This is a genomic window from Enterococcus florum (assembly GCF_004309355.1).
In the GTDB taxonomy this organism is placed as follows: domain Bacteria; phylum Bacillota; class Bacilli; order Lactobacillales; family Enterococcaceae; genus Enterococcus_A; species Enterococcus_A florum.
In genome coordinates this window covers 141,750-158,140 of sequence record NZ_BJCC01000014.1, presented here as the reverse complement: position 1 = coordinate 158,140, position 16,391 = coordinate 141,750, and the positions used below count along the sequence as shown (strand labels likewise).

The 16,391-nt window shown below is 42.0% G+C and carries 15 protein-coding genes; 8 read left to right on the top strand and 7 right to left on the bottom strand.

Features of this window, described 5'->3' with window-relative positions; translation table 11 throughout:
• The first annotated feature begins 40 nt into the window (after window positions 1–40).
• Window positions 41–247, top strand: coding sequence for a hypothetical protein (locus NRIC_RS09640; RefSeq protein WP_146622493.1), 207 nt, complete (start codon window positions 41–43; stop codon window positions 245–247).
• A 43-nt stretch (window positions 248–290) separates the two neighbouring features.
• On the opposite strand, the gene NRIC_RS09635 is transcribed toward NRIC_RS09640, so the two are convergent.
• The 4 genes from NRIC_RS09635 to NRIC_RS09620 are packed head-to-tail and all read right to left on the bottom strand — an operon-like array spanning window position 291 to window position 2,629.
• Window positions 291–767: an MGMT family protein gene (locus NRIC_RS09635; RefSeq protein WP_146622492.1), complete on the bottom strand. Its 477-nt coding sequence runs from the start codon at window positions 765–767 to the stop codon at window positions 291–293.
• A gap of 57 nt (window positions 768–824) precedes the next feature.
• Window positions 825–1,361, bottom strand: a complete 537-nt coding sequence (locus NRIC_RS09630; protein WP_146622491.1) for a CDP-alcohol phosphatidyltransferase family protein — start codon at window positions 1,359–1,361, stop codon at window positions 825–827.
• A gap of 55 nt (window positions 1,362–1,416) precedes the next feature.
• Window positions 1,417–2,340, bottom strand: coding sequence for a LacI family DNA-binding transcriptional regulator (locus NRIC_RS09625; protein ID WP_146622490.1), 924 nt, complete (start codon window positions 2,338–2,340; stop codon window positions 1,417–1,419).
• Window positions 2,315–2,629, bottom strand: coding sequence for a hypothetical protein (locus NRIC_RS09620; RefSeq protein WP_146622489.1), 315 nt, complete (start codon window positions 2,627–2,629; stop codon window positions 2,315–2,317). Before NRIC_RS09620 ends, NRIC_RS09625 begins: the two co-directional genes overlap by 26 nt.
• A 406-nt stretch (window positions 2,630–3,035) precedes the next feature.
• On the opposite strand from NRIC_RS09620, the gene NRIC_RS09615 reads away from it, so the two are divergent.
• The 3 genes from NRIC_RS09615 (at window position 3,036) to NRIC_RS09605 (ending at window position 6,851) form a co-directional block, all read left to right on the top strand.
• Window positions 3,036–3,887 carry a DUF368 domain-containing protein gene (locus NRIC_RS09615; protein WP_146622488.1) on the top strand — a complete coding sequence of 284 codons (852 nt, stop codon included), beginning with the start codon at window positions 3,036–3,038 and terminating at the stop codon, window positions 3,885–3,887.
• A gap of 314 nt (window positions 3,888–4,201) precedes the next feature.
• A complete protein-coding gene (gene proS / locus NRIC_RS09610) occupies window positions 4,202–5,641 on the top strand; it encodes a proline--tRNA ligase (RefSeq protein WP_146622487.1) in 1,440 nt (479 codons plus the stop codon).
• A 238-nt stretch (window positions 5,642–5,879) separates the two neighbouring features.
• On the top strand, window positions 5,880–6,851 hold the full coding sequence (locus NRIC_RS09605; RefSeq protein ID WP_146622486.1) for a D-2-hydroxyacid dehydrogenase: 972 nt from the start codon (window positions 5,880–5,882) through the stop codon (window positions 6,849–6,851).
• Between the two features lie 45 nt (window positions 6,852–6,896).
• Here the strand turns inward: NRIC_RS09605 and NRIC_RS09600 are convergent, their stop codons facing one another.
• Together NRIC_RS09600 and NRIC_RS09595 are read right to left on the bottom strand one after the other, a co-directional pair.
• On the bottom strand, window positions 6,897–7,832 hold the full coding sequence (locus NRIC_RS09600) for an aldo/keto reductase (protein ID WP_146622485.1): 936 nt from the start codon (window positions 7,830–7,832) through the stop codon (window positions 6,897–6,899).
• Between the two features lie 176 nt (window positions 7,833–8,008).
• Entirely contained in the window at window positions 8,009–8,950 is a 942-nt protein-coding gene (locus tag NRIC_RS09595) for an aldo/keto reductase (protein WP_146622484.1), read from the bottom strand.
• A gap of 427 nt (window positions 8,951–9,377) precedes the next feature.
• Here NRIC_RS09595 and hisS point away from each other — a divergent pair, with 427 nt between their 5' ends.
• From hisS to NRIC_RS09580, 3 genes are all read left to right on the top strand, one after another.
• Complete coding sequence (hisS, locus tag NRIC_RS09590) at window positions 9,378–10,676, top strand: histidine--tRNA ligase (RefSeq protein ID WP_146622483.1); 1,299 nt, start codon at window positions 9,378–9,380, stop codon at window positions 10,674–10,676.
• A gap of 29 nt (window positions 10,677–10,705) precedes the next feature.
• Window positions 10,706–12,478 (top strand): aspartate--tRNA ligase, encoded by a 1,773-nt coding sequence (gene aspS, locus NRIC_RS09585; protein WP_146622482.1) that lies wholly within the window; start codon window positions 10,706–10,708, stop codon window positions 12,476–12,478.
• 103 nt (window positions 12,479–12,581) lie between these two features.
• Window positions 12,582–13,460 carry a YitT family protein gene (locus NRIC_RS09580; RefSeq protein WP_146622481.1) on the top strand — a complete coding sequence of 293 codons (879 nt, stop codon included), beginning with the start codon at window positions 12,582–12,584 and terminating at the stop codon, window positions 13,458–13,460.
• Window positions 13,461–13,502: 42 nt separating this feature from the next.
• On the opposite strand, the gene NRIC_RS09575 is transcribed toward NRIC_RS09580, so the two are convergent.
• Window positions 13,503–14,339 carry a Cof-type HAD-IIB family hydrolase gene (locus NRIC_RS09575; protein WP_146622480.1) on the bottom strand — a complete coding sequence of 279 codons (837 nt, stop codon included), beginning with the start codon at window positions 14,337–14,339 and terminating at the stop codon, window positions 13,503–13,505.
• Between the two features lie 199 nt (window positions 14,340–14,538).
• Here NRIC_RS09575 and NRIC_RS09570 point away from each other — a divergent pair, with 199 nt between their 5' ends.
• The gene (locus NRIC_RS09570) at window positions 14,539–16,380 is read left to right on the top strand and encodes an acyltransferase family protein (RefSeq protein WP_146622479.1); all 1,842 of its coding nucleotides are present in this window, start codon (window positions 14,539–14,541) and stop codon (window positions 16,378–16,380) included.
• Window positions 16,381–16,391 lie beyond the last annotated feature (11 nt).

Below are 16,391 nucleotides of genomic sequence, written 5' to 3'. Positions count from 1 at the left end.
GTGTGCTTTGAAAACATTGATATAACAAGGGCTGATAATTATGAAATTAGCTCAGCTATTGAAAAGAGAACAAATGATCAACCATCCTAACTGTCAAGAAGCACTTGCGTTACTGCAGAGCAAAGGGGATGGACAACTGAACTATAGTGCAGAAAAAATATTTATGAAAAGCTCTTGGGTGTGCTTCGATCCGCTTCGTGCGAAGGGGGATTGGATCACTGATGAAATTCAATGGCTTTTAATGTAACCCAGCGGCCTTTCCACCATGTAAAGGAAAGGCCGCTGCTGAATTAAGTGAGGGGATAGAGACTCTTCTGATAATCATCTACGTAATAGCGTAAATTTTTTCGTCCTCGGCAAATGACTGTGTGTCCCTCGGCCTCTAGCTTAGCTTTTTGAGCATCAATTCCACCAGGGTACTTGGGATTCAGCTCCCCCTTAGTTTTTAAGGTTCGCCAGTAAGGCGTAGGGTCTTTTCTACGCTGTTCACTGGCCCAAGCAGCGATCGAAACAAAAATACCTGCAGTCAACGGCTCTGTAAAATCAGCATGGTTTTGTTTGGCTAGATAAGTTCGTATATCTGCGACCGTAATCAATTTACCACTGGGGATTTTTTTCATCACCTGATCATACATGATCGGCGGGGCGAAAAACATTTTGGCTCCGCCGTATTTTTGAATCGTTGCTTCATCTGTAAGAATTTGGGTTTTAGGCATGTCACGAGAATCATTCAGCATGGCATTAAAATCTTTTTTACTTTCGTTCATAGGATCAGACCTCCTGTTTTAAGCAGACCTCCTTGGATAAAGAGAGGGTTGTAATATTCAATGTTTGCATTTGTGTTTAAGAGAAGCTAACGACCCAATGTTTTTATTTAAATCAGTCGTCAAGAAAACGATCAAAAGCTCTTCAAATGACGCCCATAAAGCGACTAAGAAAACCAATACCAGCCAGCGGGGACTAAAAAAGAAGGGGAACAAGAAAAGCAGCAACCCAGTTAACTTGTTGCTCCACGTGTGCAAGCTGGCAAATTGGCGAAATCGGCAGGCTCCGATGATATAGCTGACACAGCGAATCAACAAAATAGCACCCAGACACCAGAAAAACCAGGCAGGTAAAAAAAGAATAGGGATCAATGTTGTACTAGCAGCTGCGAAAAAAATCAAGTCGGCAAGACTATCCAGCCAGATACCTAAACTGCTGCTCCAATTGTATTTTCGTGCAATTGGACCATCCAGCATATCACTTATTCCGCAAAGACTATAGCTGAATAAAAAGGACCGGCTGAGAGGCTCAGTGAACAGCAATAAGATAGCGAAAAAGATTCGAGCAACGCTCAGCAGGTTTGGAATTTGTTTCATAAAGATCTCCTTCAACTAAAAAAACAGGCATCCTCGATAGAGGCTCCTGTTTATTTTACCGCTTGATTAGGGTATAAGGCAATTTGATTCGAGTGATTTCTTTGGTGTAAAACAATTGAAAAGCTTTTCGTCCACAAGCATCCAGATGATGATCAATCGTAGAAAAGTTCATGACCTCACTAATCAACAGATTTTCCCGTCCAACAATCATTGGGCGAAGAGCATCTGAATAATGTTGAAGGATGACTGCGGCAACCTCATCTCCAATCGTTAAAATCCCATCGACTTCTTTTTCCACGAAAAAAGCAGCGGCCTGCACCCCATCTTCGCGAACAAAGCAATCCCAGAAAATATTGTTGGGATCAAAATCAGGAAAAATCTCTTTGCAGGATTTCTGAATCAATTTAGAGTTGCGGCTGATTCGTTTACTTCGTCCAAGAGTAACCCCAAGATTTTTGACACCTTGTTCTTTCATAAAATGCAAGGCCTCTGGGATCGAGGAGGCTAAATCGATATACACACTGCCAACATTATCCAGTGAGACATTCTGACAAAAAACGATTGTCCCATACGTCAGATAGGGCTTAAAAACATCACTGGGGTTTGCCTTAGTCGTCACGATCAACCCGTCAAATTCTTTTGCTGCAAATTGCTCTAAATAAATTTTCTCCAATTCCTGATCATAGTTCGTAGGCAGCAAAGTGATTTTATAAGAATGTAGAAACGCTTCACGAATAATCCCATTCAACAGCTGATCGAAATAGGGATGGTTCGTGAAGGGAATAATCACACCAATGTTTTTCGTTTCACCGTGGCTCAAATTTTGAGCCGTTTTATTCGGAATATAATTTAACTCGTCCATGACTTTCAAAACATGCTGCCGTTTTTCTTCCTTGACATAAGGGTAATTATTGATTACCCGCGAAATTGTTGAGACAGAATAGCCAGTAGCCTTAGCTACATCTCGGATATTTGCCATAGTCTTGTACCTCGCTTATCAGAGATAATTGATGGCACAACTCCTCAATTACAGCCAATCCATTTTGGAACACCGCATATTGCTCTTCTCCATAAGAAAAAACAATTCTTCTAGCACCAAAGTAGTGGTCTTCACCTAAATAATCGACCTTTCGCATATCGATGATTCGACGGAAGGATCGGAAAGCACCGATTGTACAAGTAAGGATCAAATGATGTTCTTGAAGCTGAATATTGGCATAGTAATAGTTTGTTTGTCCATCTCTTTGAATTTTAACATAGGTTTCCATAATGATTCCTCCTTGGATTGTCTTGTTCTGAAAAGTATTGCAGCTCTCTCTTTTTAGTTCTTGTAATGAGTGTAAAGTATGAAACGAGTTTCAACGCAAGCGTTTTATCATTTTTTTTTCAAAAAAAGTTGATGAGAACAAAATTTTTGGTAAAAAAGAGAAAGGGGGATATAGCGCTCAAGGGATGATGCTCAGAAGCGTCAAAAGGAGGTGATTGATATAATCTGTTGCAAACTAATGTTTTTTCCGAGTAAAATACTCTATTTTACAGCAGGGTTTTTCGCATCTATATTAATGCAAAAAAATCCTAAGAAATTCCGAAACCTAGTAAATTTTCTTGCAACCTTTTTTCTTTATCGGTACACTGAGTGAGGAATAATTGTGAAAAAGAAGGAGAAAATAGTTGATGGAAAATGAAAAAATAACGCCGTCTATGAAAAATGACTGGTTTTTACGCTTTATAAAAGGGATGTTTATTGGTTCAGGCTTCATTTTACCTGGTGTTAGCGGTGGGGCTTTAGCAGCTGTTTTTGGCATTTATGAGCGGATCATTTCGTTTTTAGCCCATATCACTAAGAATTTTAAGGAAAATGTTTTGTTTTTTATTCCCGTTGGATTAGGTGGGTTGACAGGGGTCTTCCTGCTGTCTTTTGCCGTTAGTTTTTTATTGGGAGAATTTGAAACGATCATCCTTTGGTTCTTCGTAGGCTGCATTATCGGAACCGTTCCTGCGTTATGGAAAGAGGCTGGAAAAAAAGGAAGATCCACCAAGGATTTAATTATTTTAGGTGTCAGCTTCGTCTTGGGATTTCTATTTTTGTGGCAGGGATCAGGCTTGTTTGGTGAAGTAGATCAGAACTTCTTTACTTGGATGATCGCTGGCGGATTGATTGGGTTGGGATTGATTGTACCAGGCTTGAGTCCATCTAATTTTTTGGTTTATATGGGCATGTATAAATCAATGGCTGACGGGTTCAAAACATTAGATCTTGGTGTGCTGGTTCCTATTGCGATCGGTGGATTAGTTACTGTACTGAGCTTGTCAAAATTGATGGATTGGGTCTTCAGTCGTTATTTTGCTCCCATGTTCCATTTTATTCTGGGAATCGTTTTTGCTTCGACGATCATGATTATCCCTACGAACTACAGTGGAATCGGGATTTTAGGCTTTATTGGTTGTGCAGTGTTATGCTTCCTCGGCGCTGCTTTGGGCTGGTGGATGAGTCGCCTAGAAGAGCGTTACGTACCGGAAGATTAAAAAAATTGAAATTTATGCTTGCTTTTTTTTAAATAACCCTTTACGATATTAGTAAGCATTTGGATCAGTAATAAATGTTCAAGGCATCAGAGAGTTGATTCACCGGCTGAAAGATCAACATGCCCGCTGAGATTTATGAACCTACCAAAGAAGACTGCTGTGAAAACGGCACGTGACTCCAGCGTTAATGGAGCTGAAAGTTGGACCAGCATCGACTGGTCAAGCAAGGTGGTACCGCGAAATGATCCGTTTCGTCCTTACATTGTTGTAGGGACGGAACGGTTTTTTTTATTATTTTTTAGGGGGAAGCGTAGATGACGGAATTACAGAAAGAAGATTTTTCAAAATGGTACTTACAAACGATTCAAAAAGCTGATTTGATGGACTATTCTCCTGTTCGAGGATGTATCGTTTTTAAACCAGACGGATTCGAGCTTTGGGAACATATTCAAGAAGATTTCAACAAATGGCTGCGAACACAGGATATTCGTAATGTGTACTTCCCAATGTTGATCCCTAAACACTTCTTGGAAAAAGAAGAAGAACACGTAGAAGGCTTCGCACCAGAATTGCCTTGGTTGACCAAGGTCGGTGATGAAGAATTAGAAGAGCCTTACGCCCTTCGTCCAACTTCTGAGACATTGATCGGAGATGCCTTCTCAAACTGGGTAAACTCTTACCGTGATCTTCCTTTAGAGATCAATCAGTGGGCCAACGTATTCCGTTGGGAGAAGAAAACGATGCCTTTCTTGCGGACTTCTGAATTTTTATGGCAGGAAGGACATACCGCTCACGAGAATGAAGAAAATGCTCGTGAACGTACGATGAGTGCTTTAGAGGCTTATGCGGATTTGATCGAAAATACATTGGCAATCCCGGTTTATCGTGGCCAAAAAACACCTTCAGAGCGATTTGCTGGTGCGGTGGACACTTATTCTGTCGAGGCAATGATGCGTGACGGGAAAGCCGTCCAAGCAGGAACGTCTCATTACCTTGGTCAGAATTTTGCGGAAGCTTTTGATATCAAGTTCTTGAACCGTAACAATGAGCATGAACATGTGTATACGACCTCTTGGGGTATTTCTACCCGATTGATTGGTTCGTTGATCATGGTCCATGGAGATGAGCAGGGGTTGGTATTGCCGCCGAAAGTGGCACCTACACAAGTTATTTTGATTCCAGTTGGTCCTTGGCAAAAGAATCCAGCGATCCTTGACCGATTGAAGGAATTGAAAGCATCTTTGACAGAAAAAGGGTTGCGGGTGCGCATCGACGAAACAGACAATACACCAGGGTTCAAATTTAATGAATGGGAACTAAAAGGTGCACCATTGCGGATCGAATTTGGTCCACGGGATCTTGAAAATAATCAAGTCGTGGTCAAAATGCGTGATTTGGATGAAAAGGTCTCTGTTTCATTGGATGGCATCGAGGGGTATATTGAAGAACAACTGGATGTAATGCAAAAACGCTTATACGAAAGTGCTCTTGTTCGTTACAAAGAAAATGAGCACTATGATATCGATACATTGGATGAGCTGAAAGCTCACATCGCCAAATCGAAAGAAGCAGGCGAAGTGCCAGGATTCATTTTGATCGGATGGGACGGGACGGAAGAAACCGAAGCGAAGATCAAGGAAGAGACCGGCTTTACGACTCGGAACATTCCATTTAGTCCACCTGTTGAGAAAAAAGTGGATATCGTAAATGGAAAACCTGCGAAACACACAGTGTGGATCGCACGTGCTTATTAGGAAAGTATCTGCAAAAGAAGTGGTTGAATAATATAAAATCCTTCAATACCTGTTCGAAAAATCAGCCGCAAGCAATACAAACAGTGAGAGTTTTTTCTATTCCCGCATCAACGACTTCTGAGCAGACTTTTAATTGAGAGTTTGAGATAATGACTGTAGATCATTATTTCGAGCTCTTTTTTAGCAGCTCTGTTACTTGATATAGAAAAATATGCGAAAACCCACGAGGAGGATATAAATGAAGATTGTTGTTTTAGACGGCTATGCCTTAAATCCTGGAGATATCAGTTGGGAAGGGCTTCGATCGTTAGGCGAGCTGACGGTTTATGAGCGAACCTCATTTACGAATACAGAAGAAATCATTCAACGCATTGGAGAGGCAGAAATCGTATTGACGAATAAAACACCGATCACACATGAAGTGATCCAAGCTGTTTCTACACTCAAGTACATCGGTGTTTTAGCAACTGGATATAATGTGGTAGATCTCGCGGCAGCTGCAGAATCAGGTATTGCGGTGACAAATATTCCTGCATACGGAACAGACGCAGTTGCCCAGCACACCTTTGCTTTGCTGCTGGAAATTGCTAATCAAGTAGGAATTCACAATGAATCTGTCCATCAAGGAGAATGGGTCAATAGCCAAGATTTTATGTATTCAAAGACTCCATTGATCGAATTAAGCGGGAAAGTTTTCGGCCTTGTCGGCTATGGTGCCATTGCCCAAGCCACGGCAAGGATCGCTCATGCGTTCAATATGCAGGTCATCTATTATAATCACCGGGAGAAACCAGCTCAAGGGGATTGGGATCGACAGGTCGCTTTAGATGAATTATTTCATCAAGCAGACGTCGTGAGTCTGCATGTTCCGGAAACAGATGAAACGAGAGGCATGATCGATCTGCAGGCTCTCCGACAGATGAAATCAACAGCGATCTTATTGAATACAGCTAGAGGCGGTTTGCTTAATGAGCTGGAAGTTGCCGAAGCATTGAATGAGGGAAGGATCGCAGCCGCGGGTATCGATGTGCTCTCCAAAGAACCTATGCAAACAGGGAATCCACTGCTTGAAGCCAAACACTGTGTGATCACTCCGCACATTGCTTGGGCTGCTCGTGAAGCCAGAGAGCGGTTAATGGCAATTGCTGTAGAAAACGTCGCTTCATTTATCACGGGAAAAACTAAAAATGTAGTCACCGCAAAGAAATAGAAAAAATCCTCCAAACGATAGACTTTGTTTGGAGGATTTGCTTTTTTACTTGAACAACTGATCGATATGAACAAAGTCCTCATCTGACAAAGTTAACCCAAGAGATGTTATATTCGCTTCGACCTGTTCTGGTTTTTTCGCTCCAGGAATAACGACACCCATTACAGGGTGTTTCATGTACCATGCCAAAACAAGCTGAGTAACGTCTGTATTGTAAGCAGCCGCGATAGGTTTCAATTGCGCCACTTTTTCAAGGATTTCTTGGAAACGGGCACCTTTGAAGTCCGGATTTTTACTTCTCAAGTCATCGTCAGTAAAAACCGTCTCTTTTTCGTATTTGCCGGTTAACAAGCCAGAGTCAAGAGGGTAGTAAGGAATAAAGCTGATTTTATTTTCTACCAGATAAGGAAATAGTTTCGCTTCGTGCTCTCGATGGATCAGGCTGAAGCGTTCTTCCACTACATCGACATAGCCGTATTTGTTTGCTTCCTTTAGTTGCTCTAACGAAAAATTAGAAACCCCGATGGCGCGTATTTTCCCCGCTTCGCGCAGCTTTTGCAACGCTTGAACAGCTTGGTCCTTGGGTGTGGCTTCATCTGGAAAATGAATGTAAAAGATGTCCAAGTAATCTGTCTGCAGTCGGTTTAGAGACTCCTCTACCGCGTTCGTTAAAAATTCGGGAGAGTTATTGAATTTCCCGTTTTGCCTCATATCGTGCGCAGCCTTTGAGGCAACGATCACTTTGGAACGATCAAATTCATTTTCTTGCAACACTTCACCAATCAATTCCTCGGAACGCCCACGGCCATAAGAAAAGGCTGTATCAAGCAACGTGATACCGTTTCTAAGAGCCGTTCGAATAACTTCCTTGCCGACATTCTCATCTAAATTCGGATAAAGATTATGTCCGCCGACAGCGTTCGTCCCTAACCCTAGTTTGCTGGCGTAGACCTCTGTTTTTCCGATTTTTACTTCAGTCACTGCAAATCCCTCCTTTTGTTGATGCAAGATCCGTTTACTTCTTTATTATACGTGACTGGTAAAGAGATACTAGTATTTTCAGCGTTCGTTCTATTGTTTTTATCTATCAAAATCGTGAGTTTTTCATATAGGTATGAAAAAAAAGACCAGCAATTGAAGAAAGCTGGCCCAGTAAATTATTCTTCTTTAAACCGTTTATCGATCGTTGTATAGTCAGCTTCAGACAAACGCACATTGACTGACTGAGCATTGGCTTCGACCTGTTCAGGACGTTTAGCACCGGGAATCACAACATCAATGAAAGGATTTTTCATATACCATGCGAGTATCAATTGAGCTACGGTGATGTTGTATTCTTTCGCCATTGGTTTCAAAGCATCTACTCTTTCAACGATTTGCTTAAAGCGATTACCTTGAAAATCTGGTTTGCTGGAGCGAGGATCGGATGAATCAAAAACATCCCCCTTTGTATACTTTCCGGTCAACAAGCCAGAAGCTAGTGGAAAATAGGGAACAAAGCTGATCCGATTTTCCTTCAAATAAGGCAGCAATTCTACCTCAGCTTCTCGGTGAATCAGGTTGTAATGATCCTCTACGACATCGACATAGCCGTCTCGATTTGCCTCCTTGACTTGGTCCAAAGAGAAATTAGAAATCCCGATCGCTCTAATTTTGCCGGCTTCCTTTAACGCATGCAAAGCTTTTACAGCTTCATCCTTTGGTGTGTTCTTATCAGGAAAGTGGATATAGAAAATGTCAAGGTACGACGTTTGCAGCCGTTGCAGGGCATCCTCGACAGACTGGGTCAGAAATTCTGGACTATTATTGAAACTGCCATCCTTTGCAGGATCGTGAGCAGCCTTGGTTGCGAGAATAACACGAGAGCGATCGTAAGCTGGTTCTTGCAATACTTCACCGATCAATTCTTCTGAACGTCCATTGCCGTATGCGAAGGCCGTATCAAGCAAGGTGATTCCATTATCTAAAGCAGCTCGAACGACCGCTTTTCCTTGTTCATCTTTTAGGTTGGGAAACAAATTGTGTCCGCCGACAGCGTTGGTTCCTAATCCTAGATCAGAAGCATAAACACGTGATTTACCAATTCGTACATCTGTCATCAAAAAGTCACTCCTTTTTTAAGCTGTTGATCAAACATGCGCTGGGGTTCACTTGATCTGATCAGCAACGTTTGTACTTCTCAGTGTAAGGTTAGTGGCGAAAAAAGTGAAATAACTTGCTTTTTCTAGTTGACTTTCCAAGCCATTTTTAGTAGGTTAAGAGGTGATAATAATTTGTCTGTGAAAGAACAAGTAAGCTGCTTGATGGAGTCAGAGAGAATTGCCTAGGCTGCGAGCAATTCCAATTCGAGTTTCTGAAAGACATTCTGGAGATGAGCGCGTGCAAAGCCGCTCCGTGTCGCAAGCGTTAATTGCCAGAGGAAAAAGTAAATTTTTTCAAAAAATAGGTGGTACCGCGATCCATTCGCCCTTGTTCAATATGAGCAAGGGCTTTTTTGATGTTATTTGGAAGGAAAGAGGTAAAAGCATGAATTATCAGCGACCAAAAGGGACCAACGATATTTTACCAGGTGAAAGTGAAAAGTGGCAGTTTATTGAGGAAACTGCTCGACTGCTGTTCGGGGATTATCAATACCAAGAAATACGGACCCCCATTTTTGAGCACTACGAAGTAATTGCTCGAAGCGTTGGAGATACAACCGACATCGTTTCAAAAGAAATGTATGATTTTTATGACAAAGGGGATCGGCATGTGACCTTGCGTCCGGAAGGCACTGCTCCGATCGTTCGTTCGTATGTCGAAAATAAATTGTTTGGACCTGAATTCAAAAAGCCTTACAAAGTGTATTATACTGGTCCAATGTTTCGATATGAGCGCCCTCAAAAAGGTCGATTGCGTCAGTTTCATCAGATCGGCGTGGAAGCATTTGGCAGCGAAAATCCAAGTTTGGATGTAGAAACCATGGTGATGGCGATGGATTTCTTCAAGCAGTTGGGTATTCGTCACATTCGTTTAGTGATCAATACTTTAGGAGATAAGGAAACTCGTGCAAACTATCGTCACGCATTGATTGATTATTTGGAAAGCCATGAAGCGGCTTTGAGTGAGGATTCAAAGCGTCGCCTGCATGAAAATCCATTGCGGGTCCTCGACAGCAAAGACAAAAAGGATCAGCCGATCGTGCAGGGTGCTCCTAGTATTCTAGATTACCTGACAGATACGGCAAACACACATTTTGAAACTGTCAAGAAAACATTGGATCATTTAGGTGTAGCGTATGAGATTGATCATCGGATGGTACGTGGATTGGATTATTACAATCATACGATTTTTGAGATCATGAGCGATGCGCCGGGGATGGGGGCTCAAACAACGATCTGCGGCGGCGGCCGTTATGACGGCTTAGTGGAAGAACTCGGTGGACCAGCAATACCTGGTGTAGGTTTTGCGATGGGGATTGAACGAATTTTGCTGACGTTGGATCAAGAAGGGGTCATCGTTCCTTCGGCTGTTAATTTGGATGCCTATGTTGTCGGAATCGGTGAAGCTACCAACATGGAAGTGTTGAAAATAGTTCAAGCTATTCGAGGCTTTGGGTATTCAGCCGACCGTGATTTTATGCAGCGAAAAACAAAAGCGCAGTTCAAATCAGCGGACAAACAAGGAGCGCAATTAGTGTTAACACTTGGTGAAGATGAACTTTCTCAAGGAAAAATCAACGTAAAATCAATGAAATCTCACAAAGAAAAAACATTTTCTTTAGAAGAACTCTATCAGGATTTCAATGAAATCTATGATGAAATGCTGACATTTATTATCGAATAAAATTATCTGAGAGAATAAGGAGTAGAGAAATGGCTAAGAGAACAGTATATTGTGGTTTGGTTTCAGAGCAGTATTTAGACCAAAAAGTAACCTTAAAGGGTTGGGTCCAAAAACGTCGGGACTTAGGAGGGTTGATTTTTATCGATCTTCGTGACCGGGAAGGGATCGTCCAAGTGGTTTTTAACCCAGAAGAATCAAAAGCGGGTTGGGAGGTTGCTGATCAATGCCGCAGCGAATATGTCGTAGAAATTACTGGAACGGTGATTCGTCGGGATGAAAACTCGATCAACCCTAAGATGACCACAGGCGATTATGAAATAAAAGGCGAAGATATCACTATTTTGAATGAGGCGAAAACACCGCCGTTTTCTATTGAAGACGATCAAAACATCAGTGATGAGGTTCGCTTGAAGTATCGTTATATGGACCTTCGTCGTCCGAAAATGACCCAAAATATGATACTGCGTCATCGTGTGACGAAATCAGTCCGTCACTTTTTAGATGAAAACGACTTTCTGGATATCGAGACCCCCTATTTGGCAAAATCAACACCTGAAGGAGCTCGCGACTATTTAGTTCCTTCCCGTGTACATCCAGGGCACTTTTATGCGTTGCCTCAGTCGCCGCAAATTTTAAAACAATTGTTAATGACGGCCGGCTTTGATCGTTACTACCAGATTGTTCGTTGTTTCCGTGATGAAGATCTGCGAGGAGATCGCCAGCCTGAATTTACTCAGATCGATATTGAAACGAGCTTTTTAACAGCGGAAGAGATTCAAGAATACACTGAGAAAATGATCGCACAAGTCATGAAGGATGTACTTGATATCGAAGTGAGCTTGCCATTTCCTAGAATCACTTGGGATGAGGCAATGGAACGTTACGGTTCTGATAAACCCGATACCCGCTTTGACATGGAGTTGGTCGATGTGACAGAAATCGCTTCAGCTACTGATTTTAAAGTCTTCCGCATGGCAACGGATAATGGCGGTGTAGTCAAAGCGATCAATGCTAAAAAAGCGGCAGATCACTATTCCAGAAAAGAATTGGACCGACTTGGACAGTTTGTTGGTCAATTCGGTGCAAAAGGGCTTGCTTGGATAAAAGTCGATGAGAACGGTGAGTTGACTGGTCCGATCGCCAAGTTCATGGGTGCTGTGGCGGATGAATTAAAAGTGGCTCTACATGCGGAACCTGGGGATGTGTTAATGTTTGCGGCGGATCAGTTCTTGACAGCTGTAACGGCATTAGGTGCTGTTCGATCGAAGGTCGGTAAAGAAATGGGTCTTATCGATGAAAGTCAATTCAACTATCTTTGGGTCGTGAATTGGCCGCAGTTTGAATATGATCAAGAATTGGGACGTTACGTTTCTGCTCACCATCCATTTACAATGCCAAATGACGAGGATATTCCTCATTTGAAGGATCATCCAGAAAAAGTTTATGCTCAAGCTTATGACATCGTTTTGAATGGCTATGAGCTTGGAGGAGGATCTTTGCGTATTCATACCCGTGATCTGCAAGAGCAAGTCTTCGAAACCTTGGGCTTCACTCGGGAAGAGGCAAATGCGCAATTCAGCTTCTTATTAGAAGCATTGGATTATGGATTCCCGCCAATTGGAGGGATCGCATTGGGCTTGGATCGTTTCGCTATGCTGTTAGCTGGAGAAGACAATATTCGAGAAGTCATCGCCTTTCCTAAAAATGGTAAGGCTGCAGATCCAATGTCGGATGCACCTAGCACAGTTTCGCCATTGCAGCTTTACGAGTTAAGTATTAATACAACCAATATAGAAGAATAAGAAAACACTAAGAAAAGCGGCTCTCAGTTGAAGGTCGCTTTTCTTTTATTTTGAAACTCCGTATAATGTGAATGGAATTAGCCGAAAAGAGGATTCGAACACTATGAAAAAAAAAATCGAGGGCTGGCCATATCATGACTTTGCCACTCGCTTATCTGTTGCCGTTGTATATGCTTTTTTAGCTGCGATCGCTGTCAATTTTTTTTATCAGCCAGGCCATATTTATTCTAGTGGACTCACCGGGTTTGCTCAGATTCTGACGACCTTATCCATGCAATGGCTGGGACACACGATACCTGTCTCTATTACATTATTTGCGCTGAATATTCCTTTGTTTGTTTTAGCGTGGTTCAAAATTGGGCACAAATTTACGATATTCACCTTTATTACCGTTTTTTTGACCTCCTTTTTTATTCACATCATTCCAGAGACCCGCTTGACAGACGATCCAATTATCTGTGCAATTTTTGGCGGAGCAATCATGGGTGTGGGGATCGGCTTTGCTTTGAAAAACGGTCTGTCCTCTGGAGGATTGGATATTCTAAGTATTACGATTCGGAAAAAAACAGGTCGTTCAGTGGGCTCCATTTCGATCATCTTTAATGTGATGATCATGCTGATGGCAGGAATTTTGTTTAACTGGCAATACATGTTTTATTCAGCACTGTCTATTTTTATGAGCGGTAAATTGACAGATGCGATGTATACAAAGCAAAGAAAAATGCAAGTGATGATCGTGACGAAATGCCCTGATCGTGTGATCAATAGTATCCAAGAAAACATGCGTCGCGGAATCACCATTATCAATGAAGCCGAAGGTGCTTACAAACATGACAAACAGACTGTTTTATTTACTGTCGTAACGCGATTCGAATTGCCTTTGCTGGAATCGATTATGAAGGAGACCGACCAAGATGCGTTTGTCAGTATCTCTGAAAATGTACGAATACTTGGCCGATTTTATGAAGAATCATTAGATTAAAAAGGACCGTTGAGATTTGATTCTCAATGGTCCTTTTGCGTGTTAATGGGCAAGAGCAGCCAGCTTCTCTTTGATCGTATGATCTGCGATCGCTTCAAGAATATCTAGTAAATCTCCGGTATCGTTCGAGCCCAATTGATAGCGTGCGGCCTCTTTTATGTCGTCGCGGGCATTTTCCATTGCAAAGCTGTATTGGGTGTGTGCCAGCATCTCAAGGTCGTTGCCACTGTCTCCAAAAGCAGCCATTTCATCAGGAAGAATGCCCCAATAATCTCCTAAGCGCTGCAAACCTCTGAATTTGTGTACACCTGGAATGATCAAATCAACATCACCATGCCCACTAGGGACAGCTACCAGCTTCCCTTGCAGCTCCTTCTGAAGTACCTGAAGTTTTTGGTCCATTTCTTTCGTTTCAAAAAACAAAGCGATTTTAAACAAATCATCGGGTTCATTGACAACCGAATAAAGATCCTCCAACCGTTTTAGGCGGTGGTAGTAGAAAGTATAAGGTTCGATGATTTCCTCGGAAATATGTCTAGAGGCATATGCACTTTTTTCCCCACATACGATCGTAGTCAAAGGAGACAGCTTTTCCAACAAATGCAACGTATCCAAAATGACAGCGGGGTCTAGTACAGCATGATAAAACGGCTGCTCACCTATCAAGATATTAGCCCCGTTTTCTGCGACAAAAGCGATCTCAGAATAATCATCCGGAAAAAAACTACGCAATTGATAGTACTGGTTTCCACTAGCAACGACAAACCGAATATCCTGCTCCTTAAGTTGTTTAAAAATTTGCTTGAATCGTTGTTGATCGTAGGTGTTACCAGAGTTAAGAAACGTTCCATCCATGTCGACTGCGATCAATTTGATCATTGTTTAGCCACCTTTCCTTATTCCAGTTTACCAACTGAGACGCGTCTCATGTCAAGTATATTTATCTAGAAGAACGGCGTCACTCTTTTTTAATATAATTGATTAGAAAAAAAGTAAAATTAACAAGTTAGCCCTTGCACTTTAAATCAATTGAACGTATAGTGGAATGTGATTCTAGAGTAAAGTTGGAAAATAAATTATGAAAAAAAGACTAACGAGCAGCCGGTATATCACTGGGTTTGATGGGCTTCGTTCCTTGGCAGTGATCGCCGTTATTCTCTATCATTTACTGCCTTCTCATATGAAAGGTGGGTTTTTAGGAGTCCCTGTTTTCTTTGTCGTGTCTGGTTATTTGATTACAGACCTGCTGCTGCAGGAATGGAAGCAAAACGGGACGATCAGTGTCAAACAATTTTATATTCGTCGAATGAAACGATTGTATCCAGCCTTGATCGCCATGCTGGTGGCCTCATCGGCCTACATCACGCTTTTTCAACGAAATCTGTTGAATAATCTGCGAGGAAATGTCATTAGTAGTTTGTTTTATGTCAATAACTGGTGGCAGATCGACCATGGGTTATCTTATTTTGATCGATTTGCAGCGGAATCGCCGTTTACCCACATCTGGTCCTTGGCGGTAGAGACCCAAAACTATTTGATATGGCCGCTGATCTTCTTGATCCTGATGAAGGTCGTAAAAAAGCGAGGAAAGATCTTTTTAGGAATCATGGGTGTTTCGCTGCTTTCGGCAATTTGGATGGCAATACTATTTACTCCAGGGCAGGACCCTACAAGAGTATACTATGGGACAGACACTCGGATATTTTCGATTTGGCTGGGTGCAGGGCTCGCTTTCATTTGGCCAAGTACACGGTTAAAGCAAGAGATCCCAGCTCAAGCGAAAAAAGTGTTGAACATTGTTGGTGTATTTTCTTTATTGGTGATGATTCTATCTTTTGTGTTCATGCATGATGGAACGACCTTCCTGTATTATGGCGGTATGTTTTTGATCAGTATCGTCTGTATGCTTTTGGTTGCGATCACTGCTCATCCTGGAGCTAGTCTCAATAAATGGCTGACCAATCCGATTTTCAGCTGGTTGGGTAAACGTAGTTATGGAATCTATTTATATCAGTATCCTGTGATGATTTTTTATGAAGCGAAGGTGAATGTCGCCGAGCATATCTTATTACACACCACGATCGAGATCATTCTGATCTTGGTGATCACGGAGTTGTCGTATCGATTCATTGAACGGCCAATGCGTGTCTTCCCTTACAAAGAAAGCCTTCGAACAATTCGATCAGCAATAGAAGCTCCTTGGAAGAGTCGACGTAAAATTTCTTTAGCTGCTACCGGCTTGGTAACAATGGTTGCGATTATTGGACTAGTTATCGCTCCAACCAACCAAGTCGATGCAGAACAAGAGCAACTTCAAAAACAGATCGAACAAAGTAAAAAGGAAACCAACGAGGCACAGCAGACAAAAGATTCTCAGGATGCTGAACAAATCCAACAGATTGCGGACAAATATGGATTGACTAGTCGTGAGGAAACGAAAGCTCAAAGTTTGGAGATCACAGCTTTTGGAGATTCCGTTTTGTTAGCGGGAGCAAATGGATTGAAAGAAATTTTTCCTCAAATGTATGTGGATGGTGAAATTGGACGCCAGGTTGACGGAAGTGCGGCATTGATCGACCAGTTGAAGGAAGAGGGAAAGCTTCACGATACAGTGTTGTTGAGTTTAGGAACGAATGGTGCGTTTACAGATGAGGGGTTTAACGCAATCATGAAGGCGATCGGCAGCAAACGAAAGGTTTACGTTATCAATGTTCATTTACCCACACGCCGTTGGCAAAATCAGGTGAATCAAGATTTGGCCAGAATGGCGGATCAATATAAAAATATTACATTGATTGATTGGTATGATCATAGTCTTAACCAAGATAGCTGGTTTTACGAAGATCAGGTGCATCCCAATGACGAAGGGATGGTCCACTACGGATCATTTATTGCTAAAGCAATTCTGCAAGGAAAATAAAAACGTTTTGT

Coding starts and splice junctions, on each gene's coding strand:
- NRIC_RS09605 (WP_146622486.1), top strand. CDS start 5,880: ATGAAGATTGTTGTTTTAGACGGCTATGCCTTAAATCCTGGAGATATC.
- NRIC_RS09580 (WP_146622481.1), top strand. CDS start 12,582: ATGAAAAAAAAAATCGAGGGCTGGCCATATCATGACTTTGCCACTCGC.
- NRIC_RS09615 (WP_146622488.1), top strand. CDS start 3,036: ATGGAAAATGAAAAAATAACGCCGTCTATGAAAAATGACTGGTTTTTA.
- aspS (WP_146622482.1), top strand. CDS start 10,706: ATGGCTAAGAGAACAGTATATTGTGGTTTGGTTTCAGAGCAGTATTTA.
- hisS (WP_146622483.1), top strand. CDS start 9,378: ATGAATTATCAGCGACCAAAAGGGACCAACGATATTTTACCAGGTGAA.
- proS (WP_146622487.1), top strand. CDS start 4,202: ATGACGGAATTACAGAAAGAAGATTTTTCAAAATGGTACTTACAAACG.
- NRIC_RS09630 (WP_146622491.1), bottom strand. CDS start 1,361: ATGAAACAAATTCCAAACCTGCTGAGCGTTGCTCGAATCTTTTTCGCT.
- NRIC_RS09595 (WP_146622484.1), bottom strand. CDS start 8,950: ATGACAGATGTACGAATTGGTAAATCACGTGTTTATGCTTCTGATCTA.
- NRIC_RS09640 (WP_146622493.1), top strand. CDS start 41: ATGAAATTAGCTCAGCTATTGAAAAGAGAACAAATGATCAACCATCCT.
- NRIC_RS09635 (WP_146622492.1), bottom strand. CDS start 767: ATGAACGAAAGTAAAAAAGATTTTAATGCCATGCTGAATGATTCTCGT.
- NRIC_RS09570 (WP_146622479.1), top strand. CDS start 14,539: ATGAAAAAAAGACTAACGAGCAGCCGGTATATCACTGGGTTTGATGGG.
- NRIC_RS09575 (WP_146622480.1), bottom strand. CDS start 14,339: ATGATCAAATTGATCGCAGTCGACATGGATGGAACGTTTCTTAACTCT.
- NRIC_RS09620 (WP_146622489.1), bottom strand. CDS start 2,629: ATGGAAACCTATGTTAAAATTCAAAGAGATGGACAAACAAACTATTAC.
- NRIC_RS09625 (WP_146622490.1), bottom strand. CDS start 2,340: ATGGCAAATATCCGAGATGTAGCTAAGGCTACTGGCTATTCTGTCTCA.